Source organism: Chryseobacterium oryctis (assembly GCF_025971925.1).
GTDB lineage: Bacteria > Bacteroidota > Bacteroidia > Flavobacteriales > Weeksellaceae > Chryseobacterium > Chryseobacterium oryctis.
Genome location: NZ_JAPDHV010000003.1, coordinates 357,708 through 379,995 on the forward strand (window position 1 = coordinate 357,708; position 22,288 = coordinate 379,995).

Below are 22,288 nucleotides of genomic sequence, written 5' to 3' on the forward strand. Positions count from 1 at the left end.
AAGATATTCATTTTTACTGCTACTTTCTATGTTTTATTTTCCTGATTATTTATTGCACCTTTCTGTACTCTAATTTTTCTCTTAGTATAACCATATCTTCACTTACTTTCTTATCTAGAATTTTTGCGTAATGTTGGGTTGTCTTAATGCTTTTATGACCAAGCATTTTACTGACAGATTCAATAGAAACACCATTGGATAAAGTAACGGTCGTTGCAAAAGTATGTCGCGCAATGTGATACGTAAGCTCCTTATCGATTCCGCATAAATCTGCTATTTCTTTGAGATAGGCATTCATCTTTTGATTGCTAAGAACGGGAAGTAACTTACCAGAATTAATACAAATAGGATGAGTTTGGTATTGTTCAATAATTTTTTCTGCTTGTGGTAATAGTGGGATGTTTGAAGTGGTTTTGGTCTTTTGACGTGTTGTGAAAATCCATTTGTTACCATCTAATCCTAAATTGATATTCTGTTGTGTCAATTTTTGCGTATCGATATAAGCCAATCCAGTAAAACAACTGAACAGGAAAACATCCCGAACCTGAGATAATCTTTCATTTCGTAAATCCTTGGTAAAGAGCTTTTCTATTTCCTGCTCGTTAAGAAACTGACGCGTAACCTCATTAAATTTAGAATGATAATTGACGAAAGGATCTCTTTCTATCCACCCATTTGCAAGACAGATGCGAATGATCTTTCCAAAGTTCTTGATGTACTTTACTGCAGAATTATTGTTGCAGGATTTTTCGGTTCTCAGATAAAACTCAAAGTCATTAAGAAAAGCATAATCTATCTTACGGACATCAATATCGCTGAGGTTAAACTTCCACTTCAGAAACTCTTTGGTGTGACTGATACAGGTCTTATATCTCGTCAAAGTTCCCTGTGCGAATTCTTTATCTATCAAAGCTTCCATTCGGTTATTATGATCCTGGAAAATCGGGATGAGCATTCTGCTTTTTTGTAGGGTTCCGAGTAGCTTGTTCTTGAGAGTATCTACTGACACTAAATCGCCTTCCTGCACTATTTCTTTTTGTGCATCGTGTACTTTTGCTTTCAAAATATCCAAATAGGCATTTAGCGACCTTGCTTCCTCGGAACTTCCTTTCATACGACTTTGCTCTTGACTCCATTTTTCAGGCGTTACAAAACGTTTGGAGCTAATCTCCAAGCGTACTCCGTCAATTGTGATTCGTAAATAAATGGGAACTAAACCTGCGACACTGGTTTTGGCTCTTTTAGCATAAAAGAGAATGGAAATTTTGGCATTCATAGTGGTGACTTCATAGGGTTAAATTTATTTTTAAAGACTCCTATTCACAAGACATTCATTTACTGAACAGCCTATAAACAGGTGGTTTTTGATAAATTCGGTTACCCAAATCGGACACCAAGCCGGGTACCCGAATTTATCCCCTACGTTTTGTAAAAAACTATATTTTTTGAGATGCCATAAAAACAAAAAGCCTTTAAATCATACGATTTAAAGGCTTTTGTGAGGTTTTACCTCTTTTGTGGCGATCCGGACGGGACTCGAACCCGCGACCTCCGCCGTGACAGGGCGGCATTCTAACCAGCTGAACTACCGGATCAAATTTTTATTTATTATTTCTTTAGTTTTAAAGAACTTCGTTTCTTTTTTGTGATTGCAAAACTACAACTTTTTTCCTTTCCTGCAAATTATTTACAAAAAAAATATCTTCCAAAAATGGAAGACATTCATTATCAAAGTTATTTTTTTACAAGTGAGCGCTTAATTTTTCAGCGATTACCTCTTTTGGAGCTACACCTACCAACTTATCAACAACCTCTCCGTTCTTAAAAATTAGAACTGTAGGAATATTTCTGATACCATATTGCATTGAAATTTCCTGATTATTGTCAACATCTACTTTTCCAACAACAGCCTTTCCTTCAAAATCTGTCGCTACTTCTTCGATGATTGGTCCCAATGTTCTACAAGGTCCGCACCATACTGCCCAAAAGTCTACTAATACCGGTTTATCTGATTTTAAAACCGTGTCCTGAAATGAGCTATCTGTAATTTCTAAAGCCATTTTATTTCTTTTATTTAAATTAATATTATTTTTTATCCTTAATTCTTAATTGAACATTCAAAATTACGATTTTAAAGTAATAGAATTATCTATGCTCAACATTTGTATTTTCTATAACGAAATCTTTCGAAATTTCTTTCAATGCGCTTACTAAAGCATCAATATCTTCTTTGCTTGTTAAATGGCTGAATGAGATACGTAAAGGCGTACAAGTATCCATTTCATCTTCAGATAAAACCATCATCATAACCATAGAAGGTTTTGCAGCCCCTGAAGAGCATGCACTTCCTTGAGAAATTGCAATTCCTTTCATATCTAACTGAAGACCAATTAAAGGGTTTTTATATGGTAATAAAGCGTTTAAAACAGTATAAAGACTTTCCTTTTCTGAACTTCTTCCATTGAATTTAATCCCAGGAATTTCCGCTGATAATTTTTCTATAGCATAGTCTTTAATTCCCTGCATGTGATTGGTATAAGCTTCCATATTTTTCAGAGAAATTTCTAAAGCTTTACCCAAACCTACTATACCTGCAACATTCTCAGTTCCGGCTCTCAAACTTCTTTCTTGTGGTCCTCCGGTGATAATACCTTTCAAACCAGTGGATTTTCTGATAAAAGCAAAACCTACACCTTTGGGGCCATGAAATTTATGGGCACTGCAAGACGCAAAATCAACCTGAATATCAGAAAAATCTAAATTCATATGAGCCATTGTCTGAACAGTATCAGAATGAAAGAGAGCATTATTTGCTTTACACAACTCCGCTATTTTCTTAATATCAGAAATATTTCCTATTTCATTATTAGCATGCATTAAACTTACCAAAGTCTTTTTATCTGAAGCTTTTAAAAGCTCTTCTAACTTATTCAGATCGATATCTCCTTTTTCATTCGGACGAATATAGCTTACCTCTACTCCTTTTCTGTTTTTCATATCCAAGATACTCTCAGAAACACATTTGTGCTCTAAAGGAGAACTGATAATTCTTTCTACACCAAGATGCTCAACACTTGATTTAATAATCATATTGTTTGATTCTGTTCCGCAAGATGTAAAAATAATTTCAGCAGGAGTTACATGAAGATAATCCGCAACCTGCCTTCTTACATTTTCAATAAGAATCTTCGCTTCCTGTCCAAAACTATGGGTGGAAGAAGGATTTCCAAAGTTTATTTTCATGGTTGCAACCATTGCATCAATAACTTCTTCGGAAAGAGGTGTAGTTGCAGCGTTATCTAAATATATTTTATTCATTTTTATTTTAAAGATTTAAATTCTATTGAAGTAAAGTTGTAGGTTGAAGGAACTGTAAAAATTACATACGGATTGGAAATTACTTGTATTTCCATCTCACTACGCTCCACATAAGGGATTTCAACATACAAAATGTTGTCTTTTACATAAGTATTTTTAATTTCTCTAATTGTATGATCTCCAGATCTAAATGTTCCTAAATTATACAAAACAACTTTTTTGTCTTTTGGAAACTTTAAAGCTGGTTTAGAATCTGCCCTTGCACCAACTTCAACAATAAGATTATTAAGACCGTTACCTTTCAAAGCTTTTTGAAAATCCTGTTCATTACTGAGTATAGTAAAGCCAACCTTTCCTGTTCCTCCTTGTGATTCAGAAGCCAATATTTCTGTTTTTTGTTGCATCTCAGATGATTTTTGGGATGGTGCAGTAGTACAACTCATCATGATTGCAAAACATAGAATAAACAAACTTTTCATTTTTTCATTTTTACCATTCAAAATTAATGAAAAAATTGGTAATGACCTTCATTTGCCCATTGAAGCATCACTTTATCTCCGGAAGTATCTCCAAAAGCAATCGTTTTATCAAATTTATAGTCTGTGATAACTTTTTTTATGCGTATAAGCTTTTCTTTCCCATTGCAGTTTTTACCTACAAAATTCCCCGTAAAAATTCCGTTTTTAAATTCAGCTTCCGTTGCAACCAATTGCATTTTCAATGCTTCTGCAAAAGGTTTTGTCCAAATATCCAATGAAGCGGTTACCAATAAGCTCTGTGTATTATTTCTATCAATATTATTAATAAAATCCAGCGCGTTTTCTCTTATGATTTTAGGATAGTAACGCTCAAAAAACTGTTGAGATTTTTTCTCTATTTTCTCCTGAGTTTGTCCTTTTAAAATAGAACCGACAAAACTTTTCTTTACTTTTTCGGCATCCGCCAATTTCAATTTCAGCAATATAAAAAGAGGAATATGTTTTAAAAATTGTACACGAAATTTGGTAGAATTATAAAACTTCAAATACATAAACATTGTATCTTTATAAGTTAATGTACCATCAAAATCGAAGCAATACAATTTTTTCATTTCCTTTTTTGTTATAATTTTAATTTTTTAAATATAAATTCCGGAATATTCCTTATAATCATCATTATAATTCCCCAAATCGGCAAAACATAAGCCACATTTTTTTGTTTTTTATATGCTTTAAAAATGCAATCTGCAGCCTGTTTTGGAGAAGCTGTCAACTTAGGATTCAATGGTAAACCTTCCGTCATTTTAGTTGCCATAAATCCTGGTTTTATGGTAAGAACATGAACTTTTTTATCAAAAAGATAATTTCTCAACCCACTCAAATACGCTGTAAAGGCAGCTTTTGCACTTCCATAAATGAAATTGCTTTGTCTACCTCTCTCTCCTGCTACAGATGACAGCCCAATAATAGTTCCTGACCTTCTGTTTTCAAATTTTTGAGCAAAATAATTGATCACAGGAACCAGTTTTGAATAATTAATATCAATTATTCTTTCAGTATTTTTATTATCATACAATCCTTCTTCCGTTCCTTCACCCAAATATCCGGTTGCACAAAATAAAAGATTTGAATTGATATTTTCAAATTGATTATAATCAATGTCTTTCATCAAATCTAGTTCAATAACTTCAGATTGCTGAAGAAACTTCACATCAATATGTCTTGCAAATCTTTCAGTCGTCTCTTTGTTTGATGTAAAAAGATAAATCTTTTCAAATTTTTCTCCTTCCTGCAAAGCCTTTTCTACAAAAGCTTGTGCTACTTCAGATGTACTTCCTAAAACGATCATTTGCTTTGATTATTATTTATAATTCTTTTGTGCTGTAAAGACACAAACTTAGGGTTTTGGGTATTTTTAAGATAGTTCGTCAAAGAAGATCTACTCATACTATCTTTTGTAAGATAGATTCTTCCTCCAAAATTCTCCACAATGGTATCTAATTGCTCTACCAATTTTTTAAGTTTTGAATTTACTTTAAAATCAAGAGCCAATGTATAACCTTCCTGAGGAAAAGAATTATAAGCTTGAGGATTATTCTTTCCAAACAGCTTTAAAACAGCTAAGAATGAACCATTTCCACTATTTGCAATAGTTTCAAGAATCTTTTTCATTCCTTCTTTTCCATTTTCTTTAGGAATTACCATCTGATATTGGATAAAACCAGACTTTCCATAGATTTTATTCCATTCGTTGATAACATCCAAAGGATAGAAAAATGTTTCATAATCTATAAAACCTTTAACTTCTTTTTTTGACTGTTTTTTGTAATATAAAAAATTAAAAATTTTCACAGAAAGAGAATTCAAAACAAATCCAGGAAAATAAAACGGAATTGTTGGCTGTGGCTTTTTCTTTAGTCTTAACGGTTTTTGAGCTAGTTTTTGAGGCAATTCATGTTGAAAAGCATGTTCTCCCCTCATCAAAATACTTCTTCCTATATTTTTACCTTTTTGAAGACAATCAATCCAGGCAACGGTATACGTCCAGCTTTCACTTTCGTCAAAAAGTTTAAAAATTTCATCTAAGTTTTCAGCTTTAATGCTTTCCTGACGAATATAGGCTGATTCTATATTTTTAAGTTTAAATTTAGCAGAAAGAATGATTCCTGTAAGCCCCATTCCTCCAATTGTCGCCCAAAATTTCTCTGAATTTTCTTCTCTGGAACAAGTGATGATTTCACCGTTTTCAATCATCAGCTTAAACTCAATTACATATTCCGAAAAACAACCTTCAGCATGATGATTTTTACCATGAACATCAGAAGCAATTGCACCGCCAATTGAGACAAATTTCGTACCCGGAGTTACATATAAAAAGTAACCTTGCGGTACACAAACTTCCAAAACATCCGAAAGTAAAACACCTGACTCACATTCTATGATTCCGTTTAAACGGTCAAAGCTGATAAATTTATTTAATCTTTTCGTCGAAAATATATGTTCACCCAATGAAGCATCTCCATAGCATCTTCCGTTTCCACGAGCAATAACCTCGTTATGATTTAAAACAAATTCTTTTATTTTTTTGAAGCTGTCCTCAGACTTCATTTCTTTTTCCACTACGGGAAAATTACCCCAGTTTGTAACTTTCTGTATAAAATTCGGCTTCATTTCTTAAAATAAATTTGGATTAAAAATGCAGCAACCCATAAGATTAAGGTAACCTGAATATATCTGTCTCTGTAAACTATTTTCGTAGGTGATTCTGTTCTGTTGTACACCAAAGTCTGTTGCAGGTACCTTAAAAATGCAAAAACAACAAAAAATACTGTATAGAAAACTCTCTCATGAAATCTTGCCTGAACTTCCGGAGATAACGTAAACATCAAGTAACAGACAATTGCCAAAGTTACTGAAATTGACAAAGCAATATCCGCAAACTGAACATTATATCCATCTAAAGCCTTTCTTGTCTTTCCCGAAACCTGTGCATTAATAAGCTCTCCCCTTCTTTTACCAATTGCCAAAACCAAAGCTAAAACGAAAGTTAATAAAATTGCCCATTGAGAAATATTAATTCCTGTAATATAACCTCCTGCTAAAACCCTTAAAACAAAACCTGTCGCAATGATACATATATCAATAATCGGAACGTGTTTTAGCCTGAAAGTGTAAGCTAAATTCATTATAAAATAACTAGAAATGATGGCTGTAAACTTCCAAAGATTTTCATTAAAATATACCTGAGCAAAACAGATAAGAGCTATATCTAAAACTATAATACCCGCAAGAATACCTATCGCTTTAGATTTGGAAATAGCTCCACTTGCCAAAGGTCTCCTTCTTTTTTCGGGATGTTTTCTGTCTGCTTCAATATCATTGTAGTCATTTAAAATATAAACGACACTTGCAGCCAAAGAAAAAATGATAAAAGCAAAAATACTTTTATTGAGTAAATCTAAATTTTTGATACTGCCTGAAAAAAATAGAGGGACAAATACAAACAGGTTTTTCACCCATTGCTCTACACGTAGCAGTTTGAGATATTTCTTCATTTATGCGAATTCAAATGCAAAAATAATAAATTTAAATGACTATATAAAAATACAAAAAAACCGCCGAAGCGGTTCTTTACGAAAATATTTACACATTAAATTAATTACTGCCCCTGTTGAGCATCATTAATCATTTTTTCATTTGCTGTAATTGCAAATTCTACTCTTCTGTTTTTAGCTCTTCCTTCATCTGTATCGTTAGTTGCAACAGGCTTACTTTCTCCTTCACCTAAAGCAAATAATCTACTTGAAGCAATTCCTTTACTTGCTAAGTATGCTTTTACAGCATTTGCTCTTCTTTCAGAAAGGCTCTGGTTATAAGAGTCTGAACCTTTACTATCTGTATGACCGTAGATATTAATATTTGTATCAGGGTTATTAATAAGAACCTGAGCCAATTTATCTAAGTTTGCTGTAGCAACAGATGTAAGATTAGAAGAATCAAAAGCGAAGTTTACAATACTCTCATTCATAGTAATTTTAATACCGTCTCCTACTCTTTCTACTTCAGCTCCAGGCAAAGTTTCTTTAATCTCTCTTGCCTGCTTATCCATCTTATTACCAATAACATTACCAGCAACACCACCAATAATTCCTCCAAGAACAGCCCCTAAAGCCGCATTCTTTCCTTTACCCACATTATTCCCTAAGATACCACCAAGAACGGCTCCTGATGCAGCACCTACTGCTGTACCTCTCTGTTGGTGATTTGAATTTTGAACAGCTTCACAACTTGTCAATAATAATGCTGATGATAAGAAAAGAGCTCCAATATATGTTTTAGTAAATTTCATTTTTTTATTTTTTTCAGTTAATTATTTCATTCCAGTTCTTTCAAAGTTGTAAACAACTCTTACAGTACTTCCATCAAAAGGAACATTTTGTTCAAGTGAAAACTGGTCTGTAGTTTGATTTATCACATTCAAAGAATATCCCATTGTATTCTGTTTTGCTTTTGTACCATCAACAATTTTCTTAAATGTGAATGTATTATTTTTAATTTCGAACTTGATAGGTTGTGTAACTGCCGTACAATTTCCCCCTCCGTTTATAGTATAAGCTCCCGTCCAGTTATTTGGAATTAATCTCCAATGACTTCCTACGAAACATTGTGCATTCATACCTTCATCAAAAGGTTTGATTTTGTATTGCTTATCATAATCAATACTTACAATCTGCCAATCTCCTTTTAATTTAAGGAATTCTGATCTCTCATTTTGAGAATTCTGTGCATTCTTTACTGTAGAACAAGACACTGCAAAAAGTGAAGTTCCCAATACTCCTGCAAGTAGTAACTTTTTCATATTGTTGTTTATTATTTATCTATATCCTTAAAGTTACAAAAAATTGTGCCAAAATTGAAAAATAGCAATAAAAAAAGTCCGATTTTTTCGGACTTTTTACGTTTCAACCTTAATTACAGGCAGATATCTTATTTTTTAACAGTCTTTTTTACAGATTTACTAGGCTTTACAGAGGAATTTGATTTTCCATTATAAAAATTTTGATAAGCATATTCTGCAGCTTTTTTAACATCAATAACTCCTCCAGCTTGTGAAAAATCACTAAACTGATTTTCTGTATTAGAGTTACTTGATTTTACCAACGCTTCAATAATCTGATGAGGCTTCAAATTTGGCATATAAGATAGTAATATCGCAGCAGCTCCGGCTGCAACAGGTGACGCCATTGAAGTTCCCTGTAAGTATTCATATTTATTATGGGGAACTGTAGAATAAATTTCCTGCCCTGGCGCAAATACATTTACCATTTTTTTATTAAAGTTTGAAAAGCTTGCTCTCAACTCATTATTTTGATTGGTACTTGCTCCCACAACTAAAACATTATTTACAAATGGCTTTTCATCGGTAACATTCTTAAAGTTTGTAGGGTAAGCTAGGTGCTCTGCAACATCTTCATTTTCATTTCCTGCAGCTTTCACTAAAAGAACGCCTTTATCTTCAGCATATTTGAATGCATCCCAAACAACATTTTTACCTGGTGATACAGGCTTACCAAAGCTCATATTCAAAATTTTAGCCCCATTATCAACCGCATATCTTATGGCATTTGCAACATCTTTATCTCTTTCATCTCCATTTGGAACTGTTCTTACAGCCATAATCTTTGCTACTTTAGAAGCTACTCCATATTGAACTTCCTTCCCTTGAGGAAGCCCTGCAATAATACCCGCAACGTGTGTCCCGTGTTTTGCATCCGGACCTTCATAATGATTATTCCCATAGTTTCTTTGAGAGTAATCTTCATAATTATCACCAACAATTTCCGCTCTTGGATCAAAATTTAAATCATATTGTTTAGCTTTTGGAATGTAATCTTCCAAAGCATCTTTCATATCTTTTGATATTTTTTTCTCGAAGTCTGCACTTGACATTCCTTGATAATCAGGACTCTGACTAATTTGCTGCAAAACAGTTAAAGCAAAAGCATCTTTTTGCTCTTTCCCATTCTTAATAGCTGAAACATTTTCTGGTGTTAATGATTTACCGGCTAACAGTTTTACCATATTAGGAATAACTTCTTTAATCATTGTAAATGTTTTTAATCCCTGCCTCCCTTCAACACTTTTTTTAGAAAACATTTCTTTAGACTTCATATACATAGCAAATTCTTCAGGCATACTTGCTTGATTTGCTTTGTTTTTAGTAGAATCGTCTCCTTCGAAAATTGGCTTATATTTGGCAACAACTCTTGTTACTTCCATATTATCAACATCGATGTCTCCATTTTTTCCACCTATAAAATTCCAACCATGAACGTCATCAATGTATCCGTTTCCATCATCATCTTTCCCATTATTAGGCACTTCATTAGGATTTGACCAAATATTTTTAATTAAACCCGGATGATCAACCTGAACACCACTATCTAGTACCCCAACCACAACTGTAGTTGGCTTAAGTCCTTTAGATTCTAAATATTTGTATGCGTTTTCAGTATTTACACCATATACTTTAGAAGTGGCAAAATCTTTATGATACCAAGTCATTAAATCCTTATCCTCCTTCGGATCAACACTCTTCCCCATGGCTTCTTGTGCAAACGCCAAGTTGAAACCTGTCAAAAAAACAGCAGCTAATAATACCTTTTTCATTGTAGTATAATTATTTAATATTTTTAATATATGTCAAAGATTCTGGCCCTTTGTTACAAATTAAATCCAAAATCGACAAATCTTTCAAAAATCCTAATTTGTCTGTAAACGTCTGATAATATTCCTCCATTTGAAATTCTGACGGTTGCTTGGCAGAAAACTTCTCACGAAAGTTTATTTCATTAGGTTCTTTGATATATTCTCCATTCAAAGAGTGTGCCTTTTCTGTTTTTAAAATCTGTTGAATAATTTCCAATCCTTTAAGATTAAAATCCAGAAGATATTTTTCATTCAAATCAAATAATTTCCTGAATTTATCTTCATAATATTCAAAATAAGGAGAACTTTGATATGCTGTTTTGATTGATTTCCAATGGAGAGTTCTCCAATCTTCACGATAAGAGATTTCGATATCTTTCATCTCTCTTTTTCCGTTATGATTGATTGGAATAATTAATGAAAGTTTTCCGTTTGCACCATAAATATTAGCTCTGTTTCTGTATGTCTGCTTAGGAAAATTTTCAAATTGTTCAAAAACTATCTCATTTTCAGGATCTAAAAATACTGAAAACCATGAAATCGGTGGTAGATAAAATACCGGTAATAATATATTTTGCATATTCTTTTTAGTTTTTAGGATAAATGACTCTTCCTGTAATTTCTTCTACATCAACAAATCCAGTATATCTTGAATCCAAACTTGCGTTACGATTATCACCAAGAAAAAAAACTTTTCCAGGTGGAACCGTTATTGGACCAAAATTATCAGCATTCCAGTTTTTATGATAAATTTTCACTATTTCAGGATCAGGATTTGAATTAATAAACTTTTCATAGAAAAAATTATCATTAAGTTTATCTTTACTTAATTGAGCAATGAAGTAGTCTTCTTCTATCTGATAACATTCATTTTCTGAAACACCATTTAGCATTAATTCATTAACAAAAGCTCTGTCTATTTTATAAGAACGACTGAGTTTGAATTTTGAATCCACAAATTCACCATTGACAATCAAATCTCCATTTTTAATTTGAATTTTATCACCTTCAACCCCAACAAGTCTTTGTACATAAACGCCTTTCCCAAACTCTTTGGTATTTTGATTATATGTGAGTAACTTATACTTTTCGTAGGGAAGAATATTTGTAATAAAAACAAAAGATTTTCTTTTAATATTTGGTTCTCCTCCTCCCTGAGGTACATAAGCATATTGCAAAACCCCAAAGAGTTTTGCAATAATTAAAAGTGTTATAATAAAGCTTCCCGTAAGAAGAACTCTATTGAATATCTTATTTTTAAACATTTAATATTTAATCGTCTTCTGTTTTTTTCTTTTTGAAAAATTTCGCAAAATAATCCCATCCAAAGAATAATACAAGAATAATTGCTGCAACCCACCAATAAGATGTTTTATTAGCTTCTCCTGTATTAGTTACTTTAAACATTCTTTCCCAACGGATTTTTTTCGGAGCCTGATACGTTGAACTCGCATCCGGGAAAACACCTTGCACACTCATCCAAGTAAACATTGGTTTTCCTACAATATTTTCTTCCGGAACAAAACCAAAGAACCTAGCATCTAAAGAAGCATCTCGGTTATCACCAACCATCATATAATAATCTTGTTTGATGGTATACTGATTAGTTTCTATTCCATTAATGAATATCTTCCCGTTTTTGTTTTCTAAACTATTATGTTCGTATTCAGAAATAATCCACTGATACATTGGAAGAGACTCCTGATTAAGTGTAACAACATCTCCTTTTTTAGGAATTCTTAATGGCCCGTACCAATCTTGATTCCAAGGTTTATTAATAGGAAATATACAATTAGATGTATCTATTTTATTTGTTTGTATTGCACTCCCATCTTCATTTCTAATATAATCACCATTTTTATCCTTTTTAAAATAGTGCATTATATCTGATTCATTAGGTTTTAAAATATCCTCTTCAAGTTTTACGACTTGAGGTAATGCTTTAATTTCAGATGCTGTTTTATCAGTAAGTCCTTGAAAATAGTAATTAAATCCTTTTAATACTTTTTCTTTTGTAATGGGATTCTCTTCATAAATTGGTGCCTCTTGAACAGGTAAGAAACCATAAATTTTATAAAGAGCTATAATATCAAGTTGACTTCCTGTAGTGGCAATATATTTATGCTGAACTTCCTGATCACCTAAAACCGTTTCAGGTTTACCATTTACGAAAAGTCTTCCTGCTCTCATTTCAAACGTATCACCAGCTACAGCAACACATCTTTTTACATAAGGGTCTCTTCTATCAATTGCTGTATGAACAGAATCTTGAGGATAATTGAAAACAACTATATCATTCTTTTGAGGTTTATTGAATTGGAAAATTCTTTCATAAGGAAGCTTTATTCCCTCAACATAAGATTTTGGATCATCTTTCGGGTTACCTTTTTCTCCTATATCCATGATGGTTCCTTGTAGGAAAGGAATAGCAACAGGACGCATCGGTAATCTGTACCCATAGCTCCATTTATTTACAAAAAGGAAATCTCCTACCAATAAAGTTCTCTCCATTGAACCCGTAGGAATCCCGAATGGCTGCGTAACAAAAACATGTATGATTGTTGCAAAAACCACGGCAAAAGTAATAGAACCTACAAAAGTGTCTTTCTTTTTTTCTTTCTTCTCTTCATCTGTTATGAAAAGCTCGTTGGCATTTTCATCCTCTATTTCAACATTTTTAGAATAATTCACTGTTGCCATGTAGACAAATGGAAGAAGTGCAGTAAGAAGCTGATGCTGGAAAAGACTTTTTCCAAACTTTTTCATTAAATAAATATGAAAAACAGACATCATTATTGGCCCAACGATTGGCAAATAAGATAAAATCGCCCACCATTTCGGATGTTTGGTTTCTTTTAAAATAATGAAATAATTGTAAAAAGGTATAAAGGCAAATAGCGGACTATACCCCATTTTCTTGAACAACTTCCAAGTCGAAATCCCCATTAATACAGATAAAATGAGAACGTATATTGTATAAGTTAAAAAGTAATTCATAAATTTTTGTACTTACTTTATTTAATTTGTGTTTCGCAACGATTTATTAGTTCTTAATATAAGGAATTTGTTACAAAATTAAAGACCTAAAACGTCTTTCATCCCGAAATTACCTTTTTTGTCTTTAATCCATTCTGCTGCAACAACTGCTCCTAAAGCAAACCCATTTCTGTTAAATGCAGTATGCTTTATTTCAATCTCATCGACCTCACTTCTATAAAAAACGCTATGAGTTCCCGGAACTTCATCTTCTCGGACAGCAAAAATCCCCAACTGATTACCTTGAGTCTCCTCCAATTTCCAAGCTTCAAATTTAGGATTATGTTTAAAAATCCCTTCAGCAATAGAAATAGCCGTTCCACTTGGGGCATCTTTTTTATGAATATGATGAATCTCTTCCAACTGGCAAGAATATTCATCAACATTTTTCATTAGATCAGCTAATTTTTCGTTTAAAGCAAAAAATAAATTTACTCCTAAACTAAAATTTGAACCATATAAAAATGCCGTTCCGTTTTCAACAGCAATTTTCTCAATTTCGGCTTTTTTATCAAGCCAACCTGTAGTTCCACAGATTACAGGAATTTTATTTTCCAAACATGTTTTGATATTTTCATAAGCCACTTCTGGCAATGAAAACTCAATAACCACATCCGGATTATTAAGATTTTCAGCAGTAGGAGTTTCTTTTAATCGGGCAACCACTTCATGACCTCTTGTTGTGGCAATTTCATCAATAATTTTGCCCATTTTCCCATATCCTACTAATGCTATTTTCATAAATTGTATTATTATTTAAAATCTGTAACTTAAACTTAACCCCGATTTGGGAGGGACTATCCCGAAATTATCCTGAATTACAGCAGGACTAAACGTAAGATCCGGATCCTTTCGCCCTTCGTAAAGATGGGCATCTACCACTGCATCTACAATATTAAGAATATAAATCAGCCCTGTGATAGCTATGGCGTAATCTCTTTGCCTTTTTGCCCTGTCCTGAGCATTTCCTAAAGCAACTTTATCCAGCCAAGGATGAGTATCTACAAACTCATCGGGAGTCCCGTTTAGCTTGGCAACGTAATAACCACGGTATTTCTTGTACTGTTTATCATTCCAAATGGCAATTCCTGCTCCTACACCTACAGCACCCCATACGATAGGAATTTTCCAGTATTTTTTGTTATAATATTGCCCTAATCCGGGTAAAACAGCAGAATACAACCCTGCTTTCGTAGGATTAAGTTTTGTGATTTGGACCTTCTTCAAAGTCTTTGCATTTACCTTTTCAATATCCTGAACAATAGAAGCCTCAGATTTTACGGGTTTTTCCACAGAAATACTATCTTTCGGAAGGTGTTCTACCCGAATAGTATCATTAGGATTAACTTGTGAATAAGCAAGTGCGAAAAGACACAAGAAAAAAGTGAAAAGTAATTTCTTCATTTATTTAATGTGAGATAAAATATATTCCAGCTCATCTTCATTTTTGAAGTCCAGAACTATTTTTCCTTTTTTACCGTTTGCAGATGTCTTAATTTCGACTTTTACATCTAAAATATCAGCAATAGTTTTCTGTGCTCTTTTATAATTATTAGAAAGCTCAGCTTTTGCTCTTTTTGCAGCCGTCGATTTTGGATTTTTTAATGCTGTTGCCGCTTGTTCAGACTGGCGAACATTCAGTTTCTCTTTGATAATTAAATCAAACAAAATCTGTTGATGTTCTTCATTTTCAAGACTGATAATAGCTCTACCATGTCCTGCTGAGATTTCTCCGCTACGAATAGCATTCTGAATATCAGGATTCAACCTTAATAATCTTATAGAGTTTGTAATCGTACTTCTATCCTTTCCTACTCTTTGACTAAGGTTTTCCTGTGTCAACCCAACCTCATCCATTAATCTTTGATAAGTCAATGCGATCTCAATTGCATCTAAATCTTCTCTTTGGATATTTTCAACAAGAGCCATCTCAAGAAGCTCCTGATCATTTACCAAACGAATATAAGCAGGAATAGAAGTAAGACCTGCAATTTTACTTGCTCTGTAACGTCTTTCTCCCGATATAATTTCGAATCTCTCGCCATCTTTTCTTAAAGTAATAGGTTGAATTACACCTAAACTTTCGATAGATTTAGCGAGTTCGTTTAATGCTTTTTCGTCAAAATAAGTTCTTGGCTGAGTCGGGTTGGGATAAATATCTTCTATTGATACTTCAACGATATTTCCTACAAACTTATCCGCTCCTTCATCAGTTGCAGAGTTGATCGTAGCTTTGGATTCAGCACTTAAAATTGCGCCTAAACCACGTCCCATTGCTCTTTTCTTATCCTTCATATGTATATTGTGAGCTTATAGCTGCAAGTTATTTTAATTTTTTACTAATTTTTCGTTTTTTAACAGAACTTCTTCCGCTAATTGAATATACTGAATTGCTCCTTTACTTTCAGCATCATAATTCAGGATGCTTTCACCGAAACTCGGAGCTTCACTTAATCTTACATTTCTACTGATAATAGTCTCGAAAACCATTTCCGGGAAGTGAGCATTTACCTCTTCTACCACCTGATTTGATAATCTTAATCTACTATCATACATTGTAAGAAGTAATCCTTCGATATCTAAATCTTTATTATGAATTTTCTGAACATTTTTGATGGTGTTCAAAAGTTTTCCTAATCCTTCTAAGGCAAAATATTCGCACTGAATCGGAATAATCACAGAATCTGCTGCTGTAAGAGCATTTACAGTAATCAAACCTAAACTCGGAGCACAGTCGATAATAATATAATCATAATCATCTCTCACGCTTTTCAATGCTTTTTTCAGCATATATTCACGATCTTCTTTGTCTACCAACTCAATTTCGGCAGCAACTAGATCGATATGAGAAGGTACAATGTCTAAATTTGGTGTAGCGGTCTGCTTTATACAGCTTCTTGTATCTACACTGTGTTCTAGCAAATTATAAGTAGAATACTGAACATCATCTACTCCTAAGCCTGATGTTGCATTTGCCTGAGGATCAGCATCTATGATTAGTATTTTCTTTTCCAATACTCCTAATGCTGCTGCAAGATTTACAGCTGTAGTAGTTTTACCTACTCCTCCTTTTTGATTAGCGATACCTATGATTTTTGCCATTATTAGAACTTTAAGCCTCAAAAATACACATTTTTCCTTGCTCTAAATGAATCGATAAAACCTAAATAGAGTTAAAATATTGTTAATAAGCAATTTAACTATAAAAAAAATTATCCACAAAAAATTACACTTTGTGGATAACTGTTCAGGATTAGTTTAATAACTAATTATCAAACTTCATCGATATTGGAAATTTGAAATAACTTCTCACAGCCTGACCTTTCAATTTGGCAGGAACCCATTTCCCTCTAACTGTTTTAATTGTTCTTATGGCTTCATTATTAAAATCAGCATCTGCTCCATTCGCTTTAATTCCGGAAATTGTTCCGTCTTTTTCTACAACAAACGTTATTATTGTTTTTGCCATTTCACCAGTTCCGTCAAAAGATGAACTATCAAAATTATTAGTCACCTTATCTCTGAATGCATTTATCCCTCCGGGAAAACTTGCTTCTACATCTACAGATGTTACAATAGCATTAGGATCTGCAACTTTTTCAACAACAGGAGGCTGAACAGGCGGCGTAACAGTCGCAGGACCAACTGTAGGAGCCGTAGGCACATACACATTTGGTGGAGCTATTTCTCCATCAGAATTATTCTTAGTACCAGCAACTGCACCCTCGATTTTTTCAACCACTTTTTCATGAATAACTTCAGCTTTTGGTTCAGGCAATCTTTCATCAACCGTTTTCACATTTGGAGCTGTGGTAGGTTTTACAATTTCAGGTTTTGGAGGAAGAACCTCTTCAGGAGGATCATTAGGGATAATATCAATTGGTCTATAAAATATATCATCTTTTATTACTTTTTCACTAGATTTAAAAGAAGAAATAACAAATCCGCTAATAAAAACTGCCAATACTCCCATTCCTATAAAAAAGGATTTGGTTAAAATTCTATCCGATTCTGTTCTTAAAACATAAGCTCCGTATTCTTTGTTTCGGTGCTCGAAAAGAACTTCATTAAAGCGAAATTCTTGATTTGATTGTAGGTGTTTCATCACTATAAATATTTTAATCTGTTAAAAAAATACAATTATTAATTTTCACAATACTCATCGACAAGCACCATAACAAATTCAAAATATTTGCCAATTTTCAATCAAAAACTCAAAAATAAAGAAACAAATACATCAATTTATAAATCCAAAAATTCTATAAATTTTTAAATTATATATGAATTTATAAATCCATATGTTTTTCAGCAAATAAGTAAAAAGTATCCCCAAAAACAATAAACCACTGATTTACAATACAAAACAATTTCAACCAATCTATATATTTAAAAAAATTGATGAAAATTAAAAAATATCGTCAGATTTATAACAAAATTAAGGAATGACAATCGTGAGAGGATAGAAAATTCTATTGAAGTAGATTTTAACAACATAAAATTCTATTGTCAAATTTTATTTAATCTAATTTTTGGCATAAAAAAAAATCAACCTAAAAAAAATAATATGCCATAAAAAAAAGCGACCATCTCAATAGATAATCGCTTTGAATTTTTATATTAATTAGTTATTAAAATAACTCTTTTCTTATAATATTCTGACTTCTTTCAGGACCTACAGATACTAAGTAAACATTGATTCCTAAATAATTTTCAATGAACTCAATATATTTTTGCGCATTAGCAGGTAGTTCGTCATAACTTCTGGCTTTTGTAATATCTTCATTCCAACCCGGAAGTTCTTCGTAAATAGCTTCGTAATCGTACAATTTTGTCGTTGAAGAAGTGAAATAATCGATAATTTTTCCGTCTTCAGTTTTATATTTTGTAGCGATTTTCAATGTATCAATTCCTGTAAGAACGTCTAATTTTGTAATTACCAAATTATTGATACCGTTAATCATACAAGCGTGTTTCAAAGAAACAAGATCTAGCCAACCTGTTCTTCTTGGTCTACCTGTAGTTGCTCCGAATTCGTGGCCAACCTGTCTGATTTTCTCACCTAATTCGTTATCTAATTCTGAAGGAAAAGGTCCGTTTCCAACTCTTGTACAATATGCTTTAGCAACACCAATAAGGTTTTGAAGCGCAGTCGGCGGAACACCAGCTCCTGTACAAACCCCTCCCGTAGACGGAGAAGATGAAGTAACGTAAGGATATGTTCCGAAATCGATATCCAACATCAAAGCCTGAGCTCCTTCAAATAAAACATTCTTTCCTTCGTGAATTGCCTCGTTTAGTTCTAATTCCGTATCAACAATTCTGTCTTTCAATTGCTGACCGATTTCTAAAAATTCGTTGTAAATTTCTTCTACGTCTAACGTTGGTTTTCCGTAATATTTTTCAAAAAGAGAGTTTTTAACTTTTAAGTTTTTCTCAATTTTTTCTCTTAAAATTTCAGGATTCAGAAGATCTACCATTCTGATACCCACTCTTGCGATTTTATCTTCATAGCAAGGTCCGATACCTTTTTTCGTTGTACCGATTTGAGTTCCTCCGTGTTCTTCTTCACGATAAGTATCCAAAAGAATGTGGTAAGGCATGATAACATGCGCTCTTCTGCTGATAAAAATGTGGTCTGTTCTTAGTCCTTTGCTTTCAATTTGGCTTACTTCTTTGATGAAAGATTTCGGGTTTACCACTACTCCGTTCGCAATGATACATTTCCCTTTGCACTGAAGAACTCCTGATGGAAGAAGGTGTAAAACGAATTTTTCTTCACCTACATAAACCGTGTGACCAGCGTTGTCCCCTCCTTGGAAACGTACAACGTAATCTGATTTTGCCGATAAAACATCCGTGATTTTTCCTTTACCTTCATCTCCATACTGAAGACCTACAACTACGTAAGTTGACATATTTTACTTTTATTTTTAGATTCATGCAAAATTACTTTTAAAAAATTGGGTGAGCAAATTTGAGGGAGATTTTATTTTGGGTGGGATGGAAATTAACTTCGCTAAATTTTTTTCATTACAATTAATATGTATATTTGATATTGGAGACAGTTATTAAAATCAACTTCTAGTAAAATGAACAATAGATTATTTATACATACAAATAATACAGAAAAAAGTGAAGACATTATAAATATGTTTGAGTCATATTTAAGTGAAGACAAAAAATCTCAGGTATACATGATAACTTCTCCTCTTGGAGAAAAATACAACTATGATTTCGAAGATAACGCTATAGTAGTTTTAATTCCTAAACATAAAATTGTCTTTTTAAATTTAACAGATAATAATACTGAATTTGATTATTACTGTGATGACTTCGTTGAAGATTTAAATTCAATTTCAGATAAATATAATTATAAAGAATATATTGGAAGGCCTCGTGATTGGAAAGAAAAAAATACAATTAGAGTAAACATAAATGAATTTAATACTATTGATGACTTTTTTAATTTATGTAGGATTGAAGATAAAAAACAACAAAGAGTAAGCGATTTTTTAATATCACTTTTAATAGGAAGTATAAATGATATAAGTAAAATAGGCGCAGATGTTCCCCAAAGTTTACTAGAGAAAGTTAAAAAAAATATAATTCTTTTTGATGGAGATCAAACACGCTTCATTTATCAAGATTTTTCAAATAAAATAGTTACCATCCAAGGACTTTCTGGTACAGGAAAAACAGAATTACTTTTACATAAACTAAAAGATCTGTATTCTAATGATGAAGACAGTAAAATTTTCTTTACCTGCCATAATATAGCATTAGCAAATACACTAAGAGAGCGCATTCCAGCATTCTTTAATTTTATGAAAGTTGAAAAGCAAATTGAATGGAATAAAAGACTATGGGTTAATAGAGCTTGGGGATCAAAAGGAGATATAAACTCTGGCTTATATAGCTATATTTGCAATTTTTACAATATCCCCTTTCTAAGGTATAGTCCTGTAACAAATTATACAAGAATTTTTTCCGAAGCATTAAAACATTTGGAGGTTATTGCAGATGATAATTTTGAATATGCATTTGATTATTTACTAATAGATGAACGTCAAGATTTTCCAGATGTCTTTTTTAAAGTTTGCGAAAAAATTACAAAGAAAAAAGTTTTTGTTGCTGGTGATATCTTTCAAGATATTTTTGAATCTCTAAGTGGAAAAGTTTTAGATGTTGACGTAGTATTAAATAAATGCTACCGTACAGATCCAAGAACTCTAATGTTTGCACATTCTGTAGGCTTAGGTCTTTTCGAATCAAAAAAATTAAATTGGTTTGATGATGAAGAATGGAAAGCATTTGGATATATTTTAGAAAGAACCAATGAAAGAGAACTACATTTAACAAGAGAACCTTTAAGAAGGTTTGAAGATGTAGATTTGGGGGAATTTACAAGTGTTGACATTATTAGGTCTACCCATGTTGATACTGTTATTGATATTATCAAAGAATTAATCAAAAAAGACGAAAATATAGGACCAAATGACATATCAATAATACTATTAGATGATGATAATTCAATTTACGCCTATATTGATACACTGGCAAGTAAAATAAATTCTGAATTTGGTTGGTTCATAAATAGAGGTCATGAAAATAAAATTAAAATTGATAATGCATTATATATTTCCAATCCAAACAATGTAAAGGGGCTAGAGTTTCCTTTTGTAATATGTATCACAGCAGCCATAAAAAAAACATACAAATATAGGAACATCCTTTATACAATGTTAACCAGATCCTTTATTAAATCTTATCTTTTATTAAACGACAAGCAAGATATAACAGTATTAGAGCAAGGTTTAAAAATAATAAACGAACAAAAATATATAAAAACAATTGAGCCTACAGAAACTGAAAAAAATGAAATTAAAAGTAAATTAATCGGTTTTTTGAAAAAACCTCAAATCTCTTATAGCGAATTTTTAAACGGAATTTTTGAAAAATTAAATATTTTTGAAGATGAAAAGAAGGATAAGATTAAAGATGCATTAGCAAATGCCTCAATTGAAAAATTCGACGAAGAAACAACTACTCAATTCATTAATACTATTAAAGATTTTTACTAGCAATGAAAAACTTCTGTTATAGTATTAATACTGTTAATATTAATATATTTTTCCCTCATAATAGAATCAAAACAAAAAAACAAATCCTAAAAATTCTATTTGAAGCTACAAGAACAATGTTAATTAGTCAACCAATCGAAGATGTGAGTGATTGCTTTCATTTTAAAGTTATAATTGACAAAATGAGTCGTTTATTTTTTTTTAATGAAAAAAAATATTATAGTATAAATTTTCCATTCACATACATTATAGATAATAATAAACCAAGTATAAGTTACAAAAACATTGTAGAAATTAATTCAAAAATAATTTCACAGTTGATCGAAATACTAAATGACACAAGATTTGATAGCGAATATAGTTTAGATTTCATTGAACCCATTTCTGAAATAGAATCAGAATATGAAAACAAACTATGGTTTCTTCTAAAAGAACTTCTAATGCTTGAAGATGGATATGTAAGATTTGACAATGATAAGGAATTATACATGAAAGCAAAAGAAGAAAATAAAGAACATACTCATCCAGAAAATCATTTAGATATATTTTATACTAATGGAAATACTTTCAAAATTGGTCTTGAAAGTATTTCCAGATATGATGAGTTTATAGATTTTTTTGATTTAAAAACCGATTGTAAGTATTTAAAAAATTTTCGCTAATTAA

22 protein-coding genes and 1 tRNA gene are annotated in these 22,288 nt (G+C 32.1%); 2 read left to right on the forward strand and 21 right to left on the reverse strand.

Annotated elements, in window-relative coordinates; translation table 11 throughout:
- Window positions 1–49: 49 nt before the first annotated feature.
- The 21 genes from OH806_RS08640 to OH806_RS08740 all read right to left on the reverse strand — a co-directional run bounded on the left by OH806_RS08640 (window position 50) and on the right by OH806_RS08740 (window position 19,456).
- The gene (locus OH806_RS08640) at window positions 50–1,276 is read right to left on the reverse strand and encodes a site-specific integrase (RefSeq protein WP_264743275.1); all 1,227 of its coding nucleotides are present in this window, start codon (window positions 1,274–1,276) and stop codon (window positions 50–52) included.
- A 242-nt stretch (window positions 1,277–1,518) separates the two neighbouring features.
- Window positions 1,519–1,595 (reverse strand) — tRNA-Asp (locus OH806_RS08645).
- A 147-nt stretch (window positions 1,596–1,742) separates the two neighbouring features.
- Complete coding sequence (trxA, locus tag OH806_RS08650) at window positions 1,743–2,060, reverse strand: thioredoxin (RefSeq protein ID WP_039364868.1); 318 nt, start codon at window positions 2,058–2,060, stop codon at window positions 1,743–1,745.
- Between the two features lie 85 nt (window positions 2,061–2,145).
- Entirely contained in the window at window positions 2,146–3,318 is a 1,173-nt protein-coding gene (locus OH806_RS08655) for a cysteine desulfurase family protein (protein ID WP_264743276.1), read from the reverse strand.
- 2 nt (window positions 3,319–3,320) lie between these two features.
- Window positions 3,321–3,797, reverse strand: a complete 477-nt coding sequence (locus tag OH806_RS08660) for a hypothetical protein (protein WP_264743277.1) — start codon at window positions 3,795–3,797, stop codon at window positions 3,321–3,323.
- Window positions 3,798–3,820: 23 nt separating this feature from the next.
- On the reverse strand, window positions 3,821–4,408 hold the full coding sequence (locus OH806_RS08665) for an HAD-IB family hydrolase (protein ID WP_264743278.1): 588 nt from the start codon (window positions 4,406–4,408) through the stop codon (window positions 3,821–3,823).
- 11 nt (window positions 4,409–4,419) lie between these two features.
- Window positions 4,420–5,145 (reverse strand): SDR family NAD(P)-dependent oxidoreductase, encoded by a 726-nt coding sequence (locus OH806_RS08670; RefSeq protein WP_264743279.1) that lies wholly within the window; start codon window positions 5,143–5,145, stop codon window positions 4,420–4,422.
- Complete coding sequence (locus OH806_RS08675) at window positions 5,142–6,467, reverse strand: FAD-binding oxidoreductase (protein ID WP_264743280.1); 1,326 nt, start codon at window positions 6,465–6,467, stop codon at window positions 5,142–5,144. Before OH806_RS08675 ends, OH806_RS08670 begins: the two co-directional genes overlap by 4 nt.
- Complete coding sequence (locus OH806_RS08680) at window positions 6,464–7,351, reverse strand: decaprenyl-phosphate phosphoribosyltransferase (RefSeq protein ID WP_264743281.1); 888 nt, start codon at window positions 7,349–7,351, stop codon at window positions 6,464–6,466. Before OH806_RS08680 ends, OH806_RS08675 begins: the two co-directional genes overlap by 4 nt.
- A 104-nt stretch (window positions 7,352–7,455) precedes the next feature.
- Window positions 7,456–8,145, reverse strand: a complete 690-nt coding sequence (locus tag OH806_RS08685; protein WP_264743282.1) for an OmpA family protein — start codon at window positions 8,143–8,145, stop codon at window positions 7,456–7,458.
- A gap of 21 nt (window positions 8,146–8,166) precedes the next feature.
- Window positions 8,167–8,655: a lipocalin family protein gene (locus tag OH806_RS08690; RefSeq protein ID WP_264743283.1), complete on the reverse strand. Its 489-nt coding sequence runs from the start codon at window positions 8,653–8,655 to the stop codon at window positions 8,167–8,169.
- 128 nt (window positions 8,656–8,783) lie between these two features.
- On the reverse strand, window positions 8,784–10,466 hold the full coding sequence (locus OH806_RS08695) for a S8 family serine peptidase (RefSeq protein WP_264743284.1): 1,683 nt from the start codon (window positions 10,464–10,466) through the stop codon (window positions 8,784–8,786).
- 10 nt (window positions 10,467–10,476) lie between these two features.
- The gene (locus tag OH806_RS08700; RefSeq protein ID WP_264743285.1) at window positions 10,477–11,085 is read right to left on the reverse strand and encodes a WbqC family protein; all 609 of its coding nucleotides are present in this window, start codon (window positions 11,083–11,085) and stop codon (window positions 10,477–10,479) included.
- A gap of 7 nt (window positions 11,086–11,092) precedes the next feature.
- Window positions 11,093–11,770, reverse strand: coding sequence for a signal peptidase I (lepB, locus tag OH806_RS08705; RefSeq protein ID WP_264743286.1), 678 nt, complete (start codon window positions 11,768–11,770; stop codon window positions 11,093–11,095).
- A 7-nt stretch (window positions 11,771–11,777) separates the two neighbouring features.
- Window positions 11,778–13,502, reverse strand: coding sequence for a signal peptidase I (gene lepB, locus OH806_RS08710; protein ID WP_264743287.1), 1,725 nt, complete (start codon window positions 13,500–13,502; stop codon window positions 11,778–11,780).
- 78 nt (window positions 13,503–13,580) lie between these two features.
- Window positions 13,581–14,282, reverse strand: a complete 702-nt coding sequence (gene dapB / locus OH806_RS08715) for a 4-hydroxy-tetrahydrodipicolinate reductase (protein WP_264743288.1) — start codon at window positions 14,280–14,282, stop codon at window positions 13,581–13,583.
- A gap of 15 nt (window positions 14,283–14,297) precedes the next feature.
- Window positions 14,298–14,945 (reverse strand): DUF5683 domain-containing protein, encoded by a 648-nt coding sequence (locus OH806_RS08720; RefSeq protein ID WP_264743289.1) that lies wholly within the window; start codon window positions 14,943–14,945, stop codon window positions 14,298–14,300.
- Entirely contained in the window at window positions 14,946–15,836 is an 891-nt protein-coding gene (locus tag OH806_RS08725; protein ID WP_264743290.1) for a ParB/RepB/Spo0J family partition protein, read from the reverse strand. It abuts the gene before it with no gap.
- Window positions 15,837–15,869: 33 nt separating this feature from the next.
- On the reverse strand, window positions 15,870–16,643 hold the full coding sequence (locus tag OH806_RS08730) for a ParA family protein (protein ID WP_264743291.1): 774 nt from the start codon (window positions 16,641–16,643) through the stop codon (window positions 15,870–15,872).
- Window positions 16,644–16,806: 163 nt separating this feature from the next.
- Entirely contained in the window at window positions 16,807–17,646 is an 840-nt protein-coding gene (locus OH806_RS08735) for an energy transducer TonB (RefSeq protein WP_264743292.1), read from the reverse strand.
- A gap of 523 nt (window positions 17,647–18,169) precedes the next feature.
- Window positions 18,170–19,456 carry an adenylosuccinate synthase gene (locus tag OH806_RS08740; protein WP_264743293.1) on the reverse strand — a complete coding sequence of 429 codons (1,287 nt, stop codon included), beginning with the start codon at window positions 19,454–19,456 and terminating at the stop codon, window positions 18,170–18,172.
- A gap of 174 nt (window positions 19,457–19,630) precedes the next feature.
- Here OH806_RS08740 and OH806_RS08745 point away from each other — a divergent pair, with 174 nt between their 5' ends.
- Both OH806_RS08745 and OH806_RS08750 read left to right on the forward strand, forming a co-directional pair.
- Complete coding sequence (locus tag OH806_RS08745; protein ID WP_264743294.1) at window positions 19,631–21,622, forward strand: DEAD/DEAH box helicase; 1,992 nt, start codon at window positions 19,631–19,633, stop codon at window positions 21,620–21,622.
- Between the two features lie 182 nt (window positions 21,623–21,804).
- Entirely contained in the window at window positions 21,805–22,284 is a 480-nt protein-coding gene (locus tag OH806_RS08750) for a hypothetical protein (RefSeq protein WP_264743295.1), read from the forward strand.
- Window positions 22,285–22,288 lie beyond the last annotated feature (4 nt).